General features: G+C 74.9%; 11 protein-coding genes. All 11 read left to right on the top strand.

Annotated features, from left to right (window positions below; all coding sequences use genetic code 11):
* Window positions 1-22: 22 nt before the first annotated feature.
* Window positions 23-421, top strand: coding sequence for a Holliday junction resolvase RuvX (gene ruvX, locus J3P29_RS11265; protein ID WP_210495038.1), 399 nt, complete (start codon window positions 23-25; stop codon window positions 419-421).
* A gap of 10 nt (window positions 422-431) precedes the next feature.
* Complete coding sequence (locus J3P29_RS11260) at window positions 432-1,082, top strand: class I SAM-dependent methyltransferase (protein ID WP_210493472.1); 651 nt, start codon at window positions 432-434, stop codon at window positions 1,080-1,082.
* Between the two features lie 77 nt (window positions 1,083-1,159).
* A complete protein-coding gene (mltG, locus tag J3P29_RS11255; RefSeq protein WP_210493471.1) occupies window positions 1,160-3,040 on the top strand; it encodes an endolytic transglycosylase MltG in 1,881 nt (626 codons plus the stop codon).
* A complete protein-coding gene (locus J3P29_RS11250) occupies window positions 3,028-3,867 on the top strand; it encodes a shikimate dehydrogenase (RefSeq protein ID WP_349239828.1) in 840 nt (279 codons plus the stop codon). Before mltG ends, J3P29_RS11250 begins: the two co-directional genes overlap by 13 nt.
* Window positions 3,868-4,163: 296 nt before the next feature.
* A complete protein-coding gene (locus J3P29_RS11245) occupies window positions 4,164-6,011 on the top strand; it encodes a HAMP domain-containing methyl-accepting chemotaxis protein (RefSeq protein ID WP_210493470.1) in 1,848 nt (615 codons plus the stop codon).
* 194 nt (window positions 6,012-6,205) lie between these two features.
* Window positions 6,206-8,059 (top strand): HAMP domain-containing methyl-accepting chemotaxis protein, encoded by a 1,854-nt coding sequence (locus J3P29_RS19890; protein ID WP_210493469.1) that lies wholly within the window; start codon window positions 6,206-6,208, stop codon window positions 8,057-8,059.
* Between the two features lie 194 nt (window positions 8,060-8,253).
* Window positions 8,254-10,107, top strand: a complete 1,854-nt coding sequence (locus tag J3P29_RS11235; protein WP_210493468.1) for a HAMP domain-containing methyl-accepting chemotaxis protein — start codon at window positions 8,254-8,256, stop codon at window positions 10,105-10,107.
* Between the two features lie 98 nt (window positions 10,108-10,205).
* Window positions 10,206-11,249, top strand: a complete 1,044-nt coding sequence (locus tag J3P29_RS11230) for an LLM class flavin-dependent oxidoreductase (RefSeq protein ID WP_210493466.1) — start codon at window positions 10,206-10,208, stop codon at window positions 11,247-11,249.
* A gap of 180 nt (window positions 11,250-11,429) precedes the next feature.
* The gene (locus J3P29_RS11225; RefSeq protein WP_210493465.1) at window positions 11,430-12,338 is read left to right on the top strand and encodes an ABC transporter substrate-binding protein; all 909 of its coding nucleotides are present in this window, start codon (window positions 11,430-11,432) and stop codon (window positions 12,336-12,338) included.
* A gap of 11 nt (window positions 12,339-12,349) precedes the next feature.
* The gene (locus J3P29_RS11220) at window positions 12,350-13,288 is read left to right on the top strand and encodes an amino acid ABC transporter permease (protein ID WP_210493464.1); all 939 of its coding nucleotides are present in this window, start codon (window positions 12,350-12,352) and stop codon (window positions 13,286-13,288) included.
* Window positions 13,285-14,061, top strand: coding sequence for an amino acid ABC transporter ATP-binding protein (locus J3P29_RS11215; protein ID WP_349239827.1), 777 nt, complete (start codon window positions 13,285-13,287; stop codon window positions 14,059-14,061). Before J3P29_RS11220 ends, J3P29_RS11215 begins: the two co-directional genes overlap by 4 nt.
* Window positions 14,062-14,089 lie beyond the last annotated feature (28 nt).

The raw sequence follows: 14,089 nt of genomic DNA, 5'->3' as shown, positions 1-14,089 counted from the left end.
GGGAGGAGCGCCCGTGCGGGTGATGGCGCTGGACTACGGGTCCGGCCGCACGGGCGTCGCCGTCGCCGACCCGACCGGCACGATCGTCACGCCGCTCCCCGCGGTGCTGCGCGCCGGCGCCCGCAAGGGCCGGCGGGAGCTCGTCCGCCTGATCGAGGAGCGCCAGGTCGAGACCGTCGTCGTCGGCCTGCCGCTCGGCCTGCGCGGCCACGACACCGACCAGACGCGCGAGGCGCGCGCCTTCGCCGCGACCCTGCAGGACGCGGTCGGCGACGGGGTGCGGGTCGAGCTGTACGACGAGCGCTTCACCACCCGCATGGCCCAGCGCACCGGCGGCACGGCGACGGACGAGGACTCCCGCGCCGCCGCGGTGCTGCTCGAGGAGTGGCTGCGCGTCAGGGCCGGCGACGGACCCCTGTAGCGTGCCCGCGATGCGTCCGGTGCAGGAGCGGTGGGCCCGCGAGCGACTCGTGGCCGTGGGCTACGACGTCGCGGTGCAGACGCCGCTGCTCGCGACGGTCGGCGCCCGGCTGCTGTGGGGCTTCGACGTGCGCGAGATGTTCGCCGAGATCGACCGCGCGGCCGACCTGCCCGCCGGCACCCGCGTCCTCGACGTGCCGACCGGCGGCGGCCTCGTGCCGCGCGCCCTGCCGCCCGGCCACGGCCTGGACGTCGTCGCGGTCGACCTGTCGCCCGTGATGGTCGAGCGGGCGCGGGCCCTGGCCGAGCGGCGCGGGGTGGAGGGGGTGCGGTTCGCGGTCGCGGACGCCACGGCGATGCCCTTCCCCGACGCGGACTTCGACGTCGTGCTGAGCTACACCGGCCTGCACTGCTTCGCCGACCCCGAGGCAGCCCTGCGCGAGTTCCGGCGCGTGCTGCGCCCCGGCGGCGAGCTGCGGCTGACCACCGTCGTCCGCGGCGCCGGGCGGCGGCAGGACGACGCGGTGCGGATGATGCGCGGGCTCGGCGTCTTCGGGCACGTGGGCACCGCCGACGAGGTCCGCGGGTGGCTGGGCGCCGCCGGCTTCGCCGCCGTCGAGGGCCGGCGGATGGGCGCGCTGGCGGTCTTCTCGGCGCGCTGATCGCGGCGGGTCCGCACGGCGACCGCCGCCTGCTCTAGCGTTCCCGCGATGCCTGGGAAGGACGGGACCACGCGGTGATGGGTCGCGGACGCCGCGACCGCGGGCCCCGCAGCGAGGACGACCGCGAGCGCGCACGCCTGGAGCGCGAACGCCGGCGGGCCGCGCGCGGGGAGCGGTCCGGCCCCGAGAGCGGGCCGGGCCCGGCCCCGCACGACGCGGCCGGCGACGCGTGGGCGGCGCAGGCCGCGGCCGCGTCGTTCGATCCCGCGCCGCCGCACGACGCGCCGTCCCACGCCGGCGAGGCCTGGGCGGCGCAGGCCGAGGCGGCGTCCTTCGACCCGCACCCCGGCCGCGGCGACGCCCCCGCGTCGGCGGCCGCCGATCCGGCGGCCGCGGCCCCCTGGTGGGCGCAGGCGCCGGCGCCGTCCGCGCCCGCCGACGGCCCGTCGCCGTGGGAGGCCCCGGCCGACCCCGCGCCGGTCGCCCCGGGCCCCGCGCCGGCGGCTCCGGAGCCCGCGCCGGCCGCCCCGGAGCCCGCGCCGTCTTCTGCGCCCGCCACGCCGCCTCCCGGCTCCGGCCGGCCCGCCGCCTCGCGCCGCCCGTCGCCCGCCGCGCCCGCGGACCGCGCGTCCGCGCCGCCGGAGCCCGAGGCCGGCGCCCCCGCCGCCGGTCCGGCGTCCCGGCCCGCGGTTCCGCGCGGTGCCGCCGGGACGCCGGCCGCGGCCACCGCCCCGCGCGGCGGCGGCCGCGGCCCCGGCGCACCCGACGACGCGTTCGACGCCACGTTCGACCCCGACGAGCCACCGGCGCGGCCCGCCGACCGCGCGCCGCTGCGGCCCGCCGCGGCCGCGGTGCCGCCGGCCACCGTCGCCACGCGCCGACCGCCGCGCCGGCGCCGCGGCCGGCGCATCGCGCTGCTCGTCGGCTTGGTGCCGCTGGCGGTGCTCGTCGTGCTCGCGGTGCTGATCCTGCAGCCGTTCGCCGGCGACGGCGACGAGCCCGTGACGGTGCGCATCGCCGAGGGCTCGTCCGTCGGCGACGTCGGCAAGGCGCTCGAGGAGCGCGGCGTCATCAGCAACGCCACGTTCTTCACGATCCGCGCGCGGCTCTCCGGGGGCGGGGCCACCATCCAGTCCGGGAACCTGCGGCTGCGCAAGAACATGTCGTACGCCGCGGCGCTCGACGCGCTGCAGCAGGCGCCGAAGGCCGCGCCCGTGATCTCGGTCTCGGTGCCCGAGGGGCTCTCGCGCCGCGAGACCGCCGCGTCGGTCAAGGGCGCCGGCGTCTCCGGCGACTACGTGAAGGCCAGCGCCCGCAGCGCCGGCTTCGACGCCCACGCCTACGGGCAGCCCAAGCGCGAGTCGGGGCTGGAGGGCTTCCTCTTCCCGGCGACCTACGAGCTGCCGCGGGCCGGTGCGACCGCGAAGGCCCTCGTGGCCAAGCAGCTCGCGGCGTTCCGCGCCAACATCGGCAAGGTCGACATGCGCCGCGCGCGGCGCGCCGGGATGAACCGCTACGAGGTGCTCGTCATCGCGTCGATGATCGAGCGCGAGGTGCGCATCCCGTCCGAGCGACGCCTGGTCTCGGCGGTGATCTACAACCGCCTGCGCAAGGGCATGCACCTCGGCATCGACGCCACCATCCGCTACGCCGAGCGCAACTGGTCGCGGCCGCTGAAGGTCTCCGAGCTCGAGCGCGACGGGCCGTACAACACCCGCACCCGCGCCGGCCTGCCGCCGACGCCGATCGGCAACCCCGGCCTGGCGTCGATCCGCGCGGCCGCCAACCCGGCCAAGGCGTCCTACCTGTACTACGTCGTGCGGCCGTGCGGCGGCGGACGCCACGCGTTCTCGTCGACCGACGCCCAGTTCGCGAAGGACGCCGCGGCGTACAACGCGGCCCAGCGCCGCGCCGGCGGCGACCCGTCCGATCCGGGCTCGAAGGCGTGCAAGCGCTGAGGCCCGCCGCGGCGGTGGCGCCGGCCCGCCGGTGGCGCCTGGGCGTCGCCGGCTGGCCCGTCGCGCACAGCCGCTCGCCCGCGATGCACCGCGCGGCCCTGCAGGCCCTCGGGCTGCACGCCTGGGGCTACGACCTGCTCCCCCTGCCGCCCGATGTCGCCGCCGACGCGCTGCGCGCCCTGCCGCGGGGCGGGTTCGCCGGGGCCAACGTCACCATCCCGCACAAGCACCTGGCGCTCGAGGTGGCCGACGTCGCCACCCCGGCTGCGCGGGCCATCGGCGCGGCGAACACCCTGACGGTCCTCGAGGACGGCACGATCGAGGCCGACAACACGGACGCGCCCGGGCTCATCGACTGCCTGGGCGGCGACGTCGCGGGCCGCACCGCCCTCGTCCTGGGCGCCGGCGGCAGCGCCCGGGCGTGCGCCTGGGCCCTGCGCGCCGCCGGGGCCGCGCGCGTGGCCGTGTGGAACCGCACCCCCGAGCGGGCGCACGAGCTGGCGCGCGACCTGGGCGTCGAGGCGGTGGACGCCGCGTTCGCCGCCGACGTCCTCGTCCACTGCACGTCGGTCGGGCTGCACGACGCCGACGCCACGTTCGCGCGGCTGCCCCTGACGGCCGACGGCCTGGGCGCCTACGGCACGGTCGTCGACCTCGTCTACCGCCCCGGCGGCACGCCGCTGCTGCACGCCGCGCAGGCGGCGGGCGTGCGCACCGTCGACGGCCTGGCGATCCTCGTCGCACAGGGCGCCCGCAGCCTGGAGCGCTGGACCGGGAGGCCGGTGCCGCGCGCGGTGATGGAGTCCGCCGCCCGCGACGGCGGCTGAGGCCGCGCGGCGACCCGCGCGCCGGCGGCGCCTTCCGCCGGCGTCCGCCGACGACGGCCACCGGATCGGCGTCCGTCCGCCGTCGCGATCGCCGCGCCGCGCGCGGGCCGCGCCCGTCTCGGACCCCCCGATCGCCCACCCGAACCGTCACCCGCAGGTCGAGGGTCGACGGGTCGAGGGTCCGCCCCGATCGGCCGTTCGTTGACGAACGGCGTTCCCGCCGTCCAGGGGGGCGGCTTCGGGCCGAACACCGGGCATATCGGGCCCGCGTGGCCCCCTGCCCTTCCGAGGAGATCATGCTTTCCCGCTTCAACGACCTTCGCCTGGCGCACCGGCTCGCCGTGGCGTTCGGCGCCCTGGGCCTGGCCCTGCTCGTCGTCACGCTCGTCGGCGTGTCCGGATTCGGCACGGTGAACGACGCCACCGGCAAGGTGAGCGACCGCGACGTGCCGGCGCTCGACATCGCCGGCTCGCTCGACACGCAGGCGTCGGTGCGGCTGACGACCGAGCACCTCTACGTCTACGACGGGGACGCGCAGAACGAGAAGCGCATCGCCGCGCAGCTGACGGCCCGGGGCCGCGCCAACGCCGCCGCCGGCAAGCGCATCGCGACGCTCGTCCGCGGGACGGCCGTCGAGGCGCCGGTCGCGAAGCTCCTCGCCGACCGCGCCGAGCTCGTCGCGGCGATCACGAAGGCGATCCGGCTGTCGACCGCCGAGACGGCGCGCGGCGCCGACGACCGCAGCGGCTCGCGCACGGTCTACACCGACCAGATCATGCCGCTCGCCGACCGGGTGCTCGCGGACTCCGACGCCGTCCGCCTGGCCGTCCGCGCGATGGTCGGCAGGCACGTCGACGACGCGCAGTCCGCCGGCACGTCGGCCCGCCGCCTGATGATCATCGTGGCGCTCGTCTTCATGGCCGTCGCCGCGCTCATCGCCGTGGCCACCACCCGCGCCATTGTCCGCCCGGTGCGGGCGCTCCAGGATCGCGTCCGCTCCCTGAACGCCAACTGCCTCAACGACCTGACGAACGCGCTCGAGGCCGTCACCCAGGGCGACCTGACCCAGCACGTCGGCATCGTCACGAAGCCGCTCGACGTCCGGTCGAAGGACGAGCTGGGCGAGCTCTCCGCGACGTTCAACGTCATGCTCGCGCGCGCCCAGGGCAGCATCGGCTCCTACAACACGATGCGCACGCAGCTGGCGGACATGATCGGCGAGCTCGCGACCTCGGCGGGCACCGTCTCGTCGGCGTCCGAGCAGCTGACGTCGACGTCGGAGGAGACGTCGAAGGCGGTCAGCGAGATCGCGACCGCGATCGTCGACGTCGCCACCGGCGCCGAGACGCAGGTGCAGCGCATCGGCGTCGTCCAGGACGCGATGGGGGAGACCGTCGAGATCGTCGGCCGCAACGGGCGCTCCGCCGAGGAGGCCGCGCACGTGGCCGAGGAGGCGCGCGAGCGCACCGAGCGCGGCGTCGAGGCCGTCCAGTCCGCCGACGCGGCGATGTCCGCCGTCCAGGCCAACTCGCAGGAGACCGCGACGGCGATCGCGGAGCTGGCGGAGAAGTCGCAGCAGATCGGGCAGTTCGTCGAGACGATCACGGCGATCTCCGCGCAGACGAACCTGCTGGCGCTCAACGCGGCGATCGAGGCGGCGCGCGCGGGTGAGCAGGGCCGCGGGTTCGCGGTCGTGGCGGAGGAGGTCCGCAAGCTGGCGGAGGAGTCCAACGAGGCGGCCGAGACGATCGCGGGGCTCGTGGAGCAGATCCAGCGCGAGACGAGTCGCGCGGTGGAGGTCGTCGAGGACGGCGTCCGCCGCACCGAGCAGGGGACGGAGATCGTCGCCGACGCCCGCTCGGCGTTCGAGGCGATCGGCGCGGCCGTCGACGACATGGGCGCCCGCATCACCGCCATCGCCGCGGCCGGCCAGGAGATCCTGGCCAGCTCGGAGCGCGTCTCGAGCGACATCGGCGGGGTCGCGTCCGTCGCGGAGTCTTCCTCCGCCACCGCGGAGCAGGTGTCCGCCTCCACGCAGCAGACGTCCGCGTCGGCCGAGCAGATCAGCGCGTCCGCGCAGGAGCTCTCCGCCACCGCGCAGACGCTCGAGCAGCTCGTGCAGCGCTTCCGCGTCGCCGCCTGAGCCGGCGGCACGGCGGGCGGCGCCGAGCGCCGCCCGCCACGGGGCGACCCGGGCTCGGCGACCCGAGCGCGCCCCCTCGGTGTGTACAGGTGTTCATCCGTCCGTCCGCCCGCCGTCAAGGCGGGCGTACGGCGTCCGATCACCGGGCCGTTCGCGGTACCCCCCCCCGGCCCCCGCACACCAAAAGGACCCCCGTGCTCCGCTTCCTCAACGACCTCCGGCTCGCCCAGCGCCTCGGCCTGGCCTTCGGCGCCCTGACGCTCGCGCTCGTCCTCATGGCACTCGTCGGCGTGCTCGGCGTCCGCTCCGTCGCCGACGACACCGACCGGCTCAGCGCCCGCGACGTCCCGGCCATGAAGGCCGCCGGCGACGTCAACGCCGCCGGGCAGGCCCTCGTCCGCCTGTCGGCCGACTACGTCTTCGTCCACGTGGACGACGAGCGCACCCGCGCCGGGGTGGAGCGGACCTTCACGCAGGTCGACGCGGTCGGCCGTCGGGGGCTCGCGACCCTCCGTCGCACGGTCGCCGGCACCGAGGCCGCCGCGCCGCTCGCCGAGGTCTCGCGGGTGAACGCCCGCTTCTCGGCCGCCTGGCGGCGCCTGCTGCGGATGGCGCAGGCCGAGAGCGCCCGCGGCGACACCGCCCACGCCGCCTCCCGCGCCTTCTACGCCCGCACCGTCATGGGCTACTCGCCGTCGATCTCGGCGTCGGGCACGAAGCTCGTCGACGCCGTCACGTCCGTCGCGGCGAAGCAGACCGCCGGCGCCTCGGGCCGGGCCAGCTCGACGAGCCGCTGGCTCGCGATCGTCACGATCTTCGGGGCGCTGCTCGCCGTCGTCGTCGCGTACCGCACGATCCGCGACGTCACCCGCCCGGTGCGCGAGATCCAGACCCGGCTCGAGTCCCTGAACGCCAACTGCCTCAACGACCTGACGGGCGCCCTGAAGGCCATGACCGAGGGCGACCTGACCCACGAGGTCGGGATCGTCACGACGCCGCTGCCCGTCACGTCGAGGAACGAGCTCGGGCAGCTCTCCTGCACCTTCAACCAGATGCTCGAGCGCGCGCAGGGCTCCATCCGCTCCTACAACCAGATGCGCGCGCAGCTGGCCGACATGATCGGCGAGCTCACGACGTCGGCCGGCACGGTCTCGTCGGCGTCCGAGCAGCTGACGTCGACGTCGGAGGAGACGTCGAAGGCGGTCAGCGAGATCGCCGCCGCGATCGTCGACGTCGCCACCGGCGCCGAGACCCAGGTCCACCGCCTGGGCGAGATCCGCGAGGCGATGGCCGAGGCGAAGGAGCTCGTCGGCGAGAACGGCCGCACGGCCGCCGAGGCCGCCGAGGTCGCCCACCGTGCCCGCGAGACCACCCAGGGCGGGGTCGAGGCGGTGCAGTCGGCGGACGCCGCGATGGTCTCGGTGCAGCGCAACTCGACCGCCACCGCGACGGCGATCGCGGAGCTGGCGGAGAAGTCGCAGCAGATCGGGCAGTTCGTCGAGACGATCACGGCGATCTCCGCGCAGACGAACCTGCTGGCGCTCAACGCGGCCATCGAGGCGGCGCGCGCGGGTGAGCAGGGCCGCGGGTTCGCGGTCGTGGCGGAGGAGGTCCGCAAGCTGGCGGAGGAGTCCAACGAGGCGGCCGAGACGATCGCGGGGCTCGTGGAGCAGATCCAGCGCGAGACGAGTCGCGCGGTGGAGGTCGTCGAGGACGGCGTCCGCCGCACCGAGGAGGGCAGCGAGATCGTCGCCCGCGCCCGCGCCGCGTTCGAGGCGATCGGCGCCGCGGTCGACGACATGGGCGCCCGCATCACCGCCATCGGCGCGGCGGGCGAGCGGATCGCCGTGAGCGCCGGCACCGTCGCCGAGGGCGTCGGCGGGGTGGCCACCGTCGCGGAGTCCTCGTCCGCCACCGCGCAGGAGGTGTCGGCGTCGACGCAGCAGACGTCGGCGTCGGCCGAGCAGATCAGCGCGTCCGCGCAGGAGCTGACCGCCACCGCGCAGACGCTCGAGCAGCTCGTGCAGCGCTTCCGCGTCACGGGCTGACCGCGGCGCGTGGCGCGCGTCGACGGCCGTCCCCGCGCCGGGACGGCGGGCGACGCGCGCCGTCGCTCGTCCGGACGTCGACGGATGTCGCGCGTACGCACCCGTCGGATCAAGTCTTCGCCGGCCGGTCCGATCACCCGGGGGCAGACCCGTTCCGGCGCTCCCCCCTCCGGACGACCACCGGACAAGGACCAATGACCGCCTACAGAAACCTCCGCCTGGCGCACCGCCTGGCGATCAGCTTCGGAGCACTGGGCGTCGCCCTGCTCGTCGTCGTCGCCGTCGGCCTGCACGGCCTCGGCACGTCGACCGCGAGCGTGCGCACGATCGACGAGCGCGGCACGCCCGCCGTGCAGCTCGCCGGCAAGATCGAGGCGCGCGCGCAGTCGATCGCCGCACTCGTCAGCCAGCACCTCTACGTCTACGACGGGGATCTGCGCCAGCAGGACCGCCTGCAGCGCGAGATCCTCGCCCTCCGCGACGCGAACGCCGCCGACACGGCGCGCCTCGGCCGCCTGGCCGCCGGCACGCCCGTGACCGCGAGCCTCGAGGCCCTCGCGCAGGTCCGCACCCGCTACGTCGCCGCCTGGAGCACGGCGATCAAGCGCTCCCGCGCCGAGACCGTCGCCGGCGCCGAGGACCGGTCGGGCTCGCGCGACCAGTTCGTCGGGCAGGTCATCCCGCTCGCCCGCCAGGTGTCGCAGGCCTCGCAGGCCACCGTCGCGTCCGTCGGCCGCGCGATCGACGTCCGCTCGAACGAGGCCGTGTCGGCCGGCAACAACTCTCGGCGGCTCATGCTGCTCGTCGCGGTCCTGTCGGTCCTCGCCGCAGCCGCGATCGCGGTGTCCACCATCCGGAGCGTCACCGGCCCGGTCCGCGCGATCGGCGAGCGGGTCCGCTCGCTCAGCGAGAACTGCCTGCAGGCGCTGGTCGGCGGCCTGTCGGCCGTCGCGGGCGGCGACCTGACGAAGGACGCCCAGCCGGTCACCACGCCGATCGAGGTCCGCTCGACGGACGAGCTCGGCCAGCTCTCGCTGACCTTCAACGCGATGATCGGTCAGGCGCAGGAGGGCATCCGCTCCTACAACTCGATGCGCGCGCAGCTCTCCGACCTGATCGGCGAGCTCGCGTCCTCGGCCGGGACGGTCTCGTCCGCGTCGGACCAGCTGACCGCGACGTCCGAGGAGACGTCGAAGGCGGTCAACGAGGTCGCCACCGCCATCGTCGACGTCGCCACCGGCGCCGAGAGCCAGGTCGAGCGCCTGGGCGAGGTGCAGACCGCGATGGGGCACAACGTCGCCGCCGTCGCCGAGACGGGCCGGTCGGCCGAGGAGGCCGCCGCCGTCGCCGAGCGGGCCCGCGGGACGAAGGACGAGGGCGTCGACGCGGTCCAGTCCGCGGACGCCGCGATGACCGCCGTGCGCGACAGCTCGCGCGAGACCGCCGAGGCGATGGCGTCGCTGGCCGAGAAGTCCCAGCGGATCGGCGAGTTCGTCGAGACGATCACGGGCATCAGCTCGCAGACCAACCTGCTGGCGCTCAACGCGGCCATCGAGGCGGCGCGGGCCGGGGAGCAGGGGCGCGGGTTCGCGGTCGTGGCGGAGGAGGTCCGCAAGCTGGCCGAGGAGTCCAACGAGGCCGCGGGCACCATCGCGGGCCTCGTCGCCGAGATCGAGGCCGAGACGGCCCGCACGGTCGGCGTCGTCGAGGACGGGGTGCACCGCACCGAGCAGGGCGCGGAGACCGTCGCGTCCGCCCGCGCCGCGTTCGACGCCATCGGCACCGCGGTCGACGACATGGCCGCCCGCATCGCGGCGATCGCGGCCGCCAGCCAGGAGATCGGCGCCAGCTCCGAGCGCGTGTCCGCCGACATCAACGGCGTCGCGTCGCTGGCGGAGTCGTCGTCGGCGACCGCCGAGCAGGTGTCGGCGTCCACGCAGGAGACGTCGGCGTCGGCCGAGCAGATCTCGGCGTCGGCCCAGGAGCTGTCCGCCACCGCCCAGGTGCTCGAGCAGCTCGTCCTGCGCTTCCGGGTAGCGACGAGCTAGCCGCCGGGCGGGTCGCCGACGGAACCGGCGACCCGCCCGCCTTCGGGTTGATTCGGACCGCGGTCCGCTTGTTCCGGGCGTTGCGCTACGGTGTGGGCATGGAGCTCGGCCTCGCCACCTTCGCCGACGTCGGACGGGACCCCCGCACGGGCCGCGACGTCACCCCCCAGCAGCGGATGCGTCAGCTGCTGGAGGAGGCCGAGCTCGCCGAGCAGGTCGGCCTGGACGTCTTCGCCGTCGGCGAGCACCACCGGCCCGACTATGCCGTCTCGTCGCCCGCCGTCGCGCTGGCGGCGATCGCCGCGCGCACCGAGCGGATCCGGCTCAGCTCGGCGGTCACCGTGCTCAGCTCGGACGACCCGGTGCGCGTCTTCCAGCAGTTCGCCGAGGTCGACCTGATCTCGAACGGTCGCGCCGAGATCATGGCCGGACGCGGCTCGTTCACCGAGTCGTTCCCGCTCTTTGGCCAGGACCTCGCCGACTACGACGAGCTGTACGCCGAGAAGCTCGAGCTGCTGCTGCAGATCCGCGCGAACGAGCGCGTGACGTGGTCGGGCAAGCACCGGCCGTCGCTGCAGGACGCCGGCGTCTACCCGCGGCCGGTGCAGGACCCGCTCCCCGTGTGGGTCGCCGTCGGCGGCACGCCGCAGTCCGTCGCGCGCGCCGGCCTGCTCGGCCTGCCGCTGACCATGGCGGTGCTGTCCGGGCCGTTCGAGCGCTTCCAGCCCCTCGTCGACCTGTACCACCGCGCCGGCGAGCACGCGGGCCACGACCCGGCGACGCTGAAGGTCGCGGTCAACACCCACTCGTACGTGGCGGAGACCTCGAAGCGGGCGGGCGACGAGCTGTACCCGGCCTACGCGCCGATGATGAACCGCATCGGCCGCGAGCGCGGCTGGCCGCCGATGACGCGCGAGGGCTTCGACGCGCAGCGCTCCGGCCTGAACGCGCTGGCGGTGGGGGACCCCGACGAGGTGATCGCGAAGATCCTCCACGCACACGAGCTGCTCGGCGCCGACCGGTACGTCGGCCAGATCTCGCTCGGCGCGCTGCCGCACGAGCACGTGATGCGGGCGATCGAGCTGTTCGGCACGGTCGTCGCGCCGGCGGTGCGGGCCGAAGTGGCGCGCCGCGAGGCCTGAGCGCGGTCGATCCTGCGCGACCCTGCTCCAACCGGAGCAGGTCGTCCCCGCCGGGTGCGCCGAAAAGGACATCCGCAAGCGCCTACGCGTCACGTACGATGCTCGACGATCGACGGGCCGAGCCGCGGACGAGCGTCCGCTGCGCCCTCACGGCCCGTCCCGACTCATCGAGGAGCACCGGTGCGTACACCGAAACTGCGAGCGGCCGTCTGCGCCGCGGTCCTGGCGCTTGGCGTCGCGGGCTGCGGCACGAACAACGAGGAGTCGGAGGGCGGCGGCGCGGCGACCACGAACGCCACGAGCGTCCCGACCGCCACGCTCGACCAGGCCATCGCGGACAAGGTCCCCGCCGACGTCAAGTCGAAGGGCTCGGTCACGGTCGGCGTCGACCCGACGTACGCGCCGAACGAGTTCCTCGACGAGGACGGCAAGACCATCATCGGCATGGACGCCGACCTGGCGAAGGCGATCGGCACCGTCACCGGCGTCGACTTCAAGCTCGAGACGTCCAGCTTCGACGGGATCCTGCTCAGCGTCGGCAAGAAGTTCGACGTCGGCATGTCGTCGATCACCGACTCGAAGGAGCGCGAGGCGAAGTTCGACTTCGTGACGTACTTCACCGCCGGCTCGTCGTTCTTCGTCGCGGCGCAGGACGGCCCCGAGATCACCGGCCTGGACGACCTGTGCGGTCACACCGTCGCCGTGCAGAAGGGGACGACGCAGCAGGCGATGGCCGAGGACCAGGCGAAGAAGTGCCCGGCCGGCAAGAAGCTGGACGTCGCGGTGTCGCCCGACCAGGCGAGCGCCAACACGGCGCTGGCGTCCGGCCGCGCCGACGTCGGCTTCGCCGACTCGCCGGTCGCGGCCTACCAGGTCAAGCAGGGCAACGGCCGGTTCAAGCTCACCGGCGAGCCGCTCGACTCCGCGCCGTACGGAATCATGTTCCCGAAGGACTCGAAGCTCGCGCCGGTCGTGCAGGAGGCCGTGCAGAAGCTGATCGACAGCGACGTCTACCCCGCGATCCTGAAGAAGTGGGGCGTCGAGTCCGGCGCGATCGACCGCGCTGAGCTCAACGGCGCGACGAGCTGACCGCCCCCCGCGTGACCACCCACGCACAGCCCGCCGGCGACGCGCCGGCGGGTGCCGACATCGACGCCGTCCCGGTCCGCCGACCGGGGCGGTGGGTCGCGGCCGCCGTCCTGCTCGTCCTCGCGGCGAGCATCGTGTGGTCGCTGGCCAACAACCCCCGCCTGGAGTGGGGGACGGTCGGCAGCTACCTCTTCGACGAGCGGGTCCTCGACGGCGTCGTCATCACGCTCGAGCTGACCGTCCTGGCGATGGTCGTCGGCGTGCTGCTCGGCATCCTCCTGGCCGTCATGCGGCTGTCCGACAACCCGGTGCTGTCCGCGCTCAGCGGCTTCTACGTCTGGGTCTTCCGGGGCACGCCGATCCTGGTCCAGCTGCTGATCGCCTACTACATCGCGTCGATCTACCCGTCGTTCTCCATCGGGGTGCCGTTCGGCGGCCCGGACCTGGCGAGCGTCGACACGAACGACCTGATGACGAAGTTCGTCGCGGCCGCCGTCGCGCTGTCGCTCAACGAGGCCGCCTACATGGCCGAGATCGTCCGGGCGGGCATCCAGTCCGTCGACGAGGGCCAGGCCGAGGCGGCGCAGGCGCTCGGGATGACGCGGCGGCAGACGCTGCGCCGCGTCGTGCTGCCGCAGGCGATGCGCGTCATCGTCCCGCCGACGGGCAACGAGGCGATCAACATGCTGAAGACGACGTCGCTCGTCTCGGTGATCACCCTCGCGGACCTGCTCTACGCGGTCCAGCTCGTCTACTCCCGCAACCTCGAACAGGTCCCGCTGCTCATCGTGGCGTGCCTCTGGTACCTGCTGTTCACCACCGTGATGTCGATCGGCCAGTACTACATCGAGCGCCGGTACGCGCGCGGGACGTCGCGGGCGCTGCCGCCCACGCCGCTCCAGCGGCTGCGTGGACGCCTCGGCGGCCGCGGCGCGGGGGCGGGCGCATGAGCGCGCCGGAGACCGCGCCGATGGTCGAGGCCGTCGGCGTCCGCAAGCGCTTCGGGGCCGTCGAGGTCCTGAAGGGCATCACGCTCGAGGTCGGGCGGGGCGAAGTCGTCGTGCTGCTGGGGCCCTCGGGCTCGGGCAAGTCGACGTTCCTGCGCTGCATCAACCACCTCGAGCGCGTCAACGGCGGCCGGCTGGCCGTCGACGGCGAGCTCGTGGGGTACCGCGAGAGCGGCGGCAAGCTGCACGAGCTGCACGAGAAGGACATCGTGCGCAAGCGCGCGGAGATCGGGATGGTCTTCCAGCGCTTCAACCTGTTCCCGCACAAGACGGCGCTGCAGAACATCACGGAGGCCCCGGTCCTCGTGAAGGGCGTCGGCCGGCGCGACGCGGAGACGCGCGCGAAGGAGCTGCTGGACCGGGTCGGGCTCGGCGACCGCTGCGACGCCTACCCGTCGCAGCTCTCGGGCGGCCAGCAGCAGCGCGTGGCGATCGCCCGCGCGCTGGCGATGGACCCGAAGCTCATGCTGTTCGACGAGCCGACGTCGGCGCTGGACCCCGAGCTGGTCGGCGACGTGCTCGACGTCATGCGCGACCTGGCGCAGGCCGGGATGACGATGGTCGTCGTCACGCACGAGATCGGCTTCGCCCGCGAGGTCGCCGACCGCGTCGTCTTCATGGACGCCGGCGTGGTCGTCGAGGCCGGTCCGCCGGCCCAGGTCATCGACGCCCCGCAGCACGAGCGCACGCGCTCGTTCCTGTCGAAGGTGCTGTAGCGGGCGGGCGGCCCCGGGCACCCGGGGC

The sequence above is a fragment of the Patulibacter sp. SYSU D01012 genome, assembly GCF_017916475.1.
Lineage (GTDB): Bacteria > Actinomycetota > Thermoleophilia > Solirubrobacterales > Solirubrobacteraceae > Patulibacter.
This window is presented reverse-complemented; position numbering and strand designations above follow the sequence as displayed.

Excerpts from the sequence above, each read along its gene's own strand:
- J3P29_RS11260 (WP_210493472.1), top strand. The coding sequence starts at position 432 with ATGCGTCCGGTGCAGGAGCGGTGGGCCCGCGAGCGACTCGTGGCCGTG.
- J3P29_RS11215 (WP_349239827.1), top strand. The coding sequence starts at position 13,285 with ATGAGCGCGCCGGAGACCGCGCCGATGGTCGAGGCCGTCGGCGTCCGC.
- J3P29_RS11245 (WP_210493470.1), top strand. The coding sequence starts at position 4,164 with ATGCTTTCCCGCTTCAACGACCTTCGCCTGGCGCACCGGCTCGCCGTG.
- mltG (WP_210493471.1), top strand. The coding sequence starts at position 1,160 with ATGGGTCGCGGACGCCGCGACCGCGGGCCCCGCAGCGAGGACGACCGC.
- J3P29_RS11235 (WP_210493468.1), top strand. The coding sequence starts at position 8,254 with ATGACCGCCTACAGAAACCTCCGCCTGGCGCACCGCCTGGCGATCAGC.
- ruvX (WP_210495038.1), top strand. The coding sequence starts at position 23 with ATGGCGCTGGACTACGGGTCCGGCCGCACGGGCGTCGCCGTCGCCGAC.
- J3P29_RS11230 (WP_210493466.1), top strand. The coding sequence starts at position 10,206 with ATGGAGCTCGGCCTCGCCACCTTCGCCGACGTCGGACGGGACCCCCGC.